This is a genomic window from Actinomycetes bacterium (assembly GCA_035489715.1).
In the GTDB taxonomy this organism is placed as follows: domain Bacteria; phylum Actinomycetota; class Actinomycetes; order JACCUZ01; family JACCUZ01; genus DATHAP01.
Genome location: DATHAP010000028.1, coordinates 1 through 2,291, shown reverse-complemented (window position 1 = coordinate 2,291; position 2,291 = coordinate 1). Strand labels below are relative to the sequence as shown.

At 70.3% G+C, this 2,291-nt stretch carries 3 protein-coding genes; 1 reads left to right on the top strand and 2 read right to left on the bottom strand.

Annotation, left to right across the window (positions count from 1 at the left end; translation table 11 throughout):
- Both VK640_02475 and VK640_02470 read right to left on the bottom strand, forming a co-directional pair.
- On the bottom strand, positions 1 to 161 hold a 161-nt coding region (locus VK640_02475), incomplete at its 3' end, for a short chain dehydrogenase (protein HTE72047.1).
- Positions 162 to 255: 94 nt separating this feature from the next.
- A complete protein-coding gene (locus VK640_02470) occupies positions 256 to 921 on the bottom strand; it encodes a DsbA family protein (GenBank protein HTE72046.1) in 666 nt (221 codons plus the stop codon).
- A gap of 141 nt (positions 922 to 1,062) precedes the next feature.
- On the opposite strand from VK640_02470, the gene pepN reads away from it, so the two are divergent.
- A partial coding sequence (gene pepN, locus VK640_02465; protein HTE72045.1) for an aminopeptidase N occupies positions 1,063 to 2,291 on the top strand: 1,229 nt, incomplete at its 3' end.

Genomic DNA, 2,291 nt, shown 5'->3' with positions numbered 1-2,291 from the left:
ACGGTGGCGACCGACTCGGGGTCGTCGACGTCCATGGCGGCGACCTCCACCCGGATCCCCGGGTGCGCCGCGAGCAGCTCCTTCTGCAGCGCCTCCAGCCGGTCGGTGCGGCGGGCGGCCAGCGCGAGGTCGCGGCCCATGCCGGCGAACCGGCGGGCCATGCCCTCACCGAGGCCGGAGCTGGCGCCGGTGATCAGGATGCGCTGGCGGACGGGGTGCGGCACGGCGACAGCATGCCGAACCTCGTTCCGTCCTTCAGCGGCGGCCGGTGAGCTCCAGGGCGTCGGCGGGCACCGAGTCCATGTCCGGGCCGTTCAGGCGCGTGCGCTTGAGCTCCCAGAAGTCGGGGAGGTTGGCCAGCAGGACGGCGCCGTCGAACGCCTTGCCGGCGTCCTCACCCGTCGGCACCTTGCTGATGACGGGGCCGAAGAAGGCCACGCCGTCGATGTGCATGACGGGCGTGCCGACGTCGTCGCCCACCGGGTCCATGCCCTCGTGGTGGCTCTTCTCGAGCGCCTCGTCGTAGTCGGTGGAGCCGGCGGCGTCGGCCAGCTCGACCGGGAGGCCCACCCGCTCCAGCGCGGGAACGATCAGGTCGGGCAGCTCGACGCCCTCGTGGTGGCGGAGCGTCCCCATGGCGGTGTAGAGGTCGCCGAGCACCTCGTCGCCGAACTTCTCGGCCGCCGCGATGGCCACCCGGACCGGGCCGATCGCCTGCTCCATCATCTGCTGGTACTCCTCGGGCAGGTCCCGCCCGCGGTTGAGGACCGACAGCGACATGACGTGCCAGTGGATGTCGATGTCGCGGACCTTCGCCGCCTCCAGGACCCAGCGGCTGGTCAAACAGGCCCACGGGCACAGCGGGTCGAACCAGAAGTCCACGCGGGCGCGAGTGGGGGCGCTCTGTACTGCCTCGGTCATTCGTCGGCTCCTCAAGGATCTCGGGGGCGGGGTCGCACCGGGCTCTCGTGCCTGCCAATCCGGATCGCCGTCGGCTTGTTCCCACCGGGCGGTGTGGAGTGCACGAGAAAGTTGTGGGTCCCCCATGGGAAGCTGCCCGGCGTGTCCGTACCCAACCTGACCCGCACCGATGCCGCCGCTCGCGCCGATCTGCTCGACGTCACGCGCTACGACCTCCAGCTCGACGTGACCGACGGCGCCGGCCACCCCGGCGAGCGCACCTTCCGGTCGACCACCACGGTGGAGTTCACCAGCCGGCGGGCGGGCGCGGACACGTTCATCGACCTGGTCGCCGAGACGGTGCACTCGGCGACGCTCAACGGCACCGACCTCGACGTGAGCACCTACACCGAGGCGGGCGGCCTGCCGCTGCCCGGGCTGGCGGAGCAGAACACCCTGGTCGTCACCGCCGACTGCCGGTACTCCAACACCGGCGAGGGCCTGCACCGCTTCGAGGACCCCGAGGACGGGCAGGTCTACCTGTACACGCAGTTCGAGCCGGCCGACGCCAAGCGGATGTTCGCCTGCTTCGACCAGCCCGACCTCAAGGCGACGTTCACCCTGCACGTGGTCGCGCCGTTCGACTGGCAGGTCGTCTCCAACACCGGGGGCCGCACGATCGAGGCCGGTCCGGCCGGTTCGCAGCTGGTGCACTTCGAGCCGACCAAGCGCATCTCCACCTACCTGGTGGCTCTCATCGCCGGCCCGTACGCCCGGGTCACCGACTCGCACGAGGGCATCCCGCTGGGGCTGTACTGCCGCGCGTCGCTCGCGAAGTTCCTCGACGCCGACGAGCTGTTCCGCGTCACCAAGCAGGGCTTCGACTTCTACCACCGGGTCTTCGACTACCCGTACCCGTTCGACAAGTACGACCAGCTGTTCGTGCCGGAGTTCAACGCCGGGGCCATGGAGAACGCCGGCGCGGTGACGTTCCTGGAGGACTACGTCTTCCGCTCGAAGGTCAGCCGGGCCCGCTACGAGCGCCGCGCCGAGACGGTCCTCCACGAGCTCGGCCACATGTGGTTCGGCGACCTCGTGACCATGCGCTGGTGGGACGACCTGTGGCTCAACGAGTCGTTCGCCACGTACATCAGCACGCTCTGCCAGGCCGAGGCGACGGAGTTCACCACCGCGTGGACGACGTTCGCCAACACCGAGAAGGCCTGGGCCTACGCGCAGGACCAGCTGCCCTCCACGCACCCCATCGCCGCCGACATCCCCGACGTCGCCGCGGTCGAGGTGAACTTCGACGGGATCACCTACGCCAAGGGCGCCTCGGTGCTCAAGCAGCTGGTCGCCTACGTCGGCCGGGAGGAGTTCCTGGCCGGTGT

Bases quoted from the DNA above. Each gene is read 5' to 3' on its own strand.
- VK640_02470 (HTE72046.1), bottom strand. From the start codon at position 921: ATGACCGAGGCAGTACAGAGCGCCCCCACTCGCGCCCGCGTGGACTTC.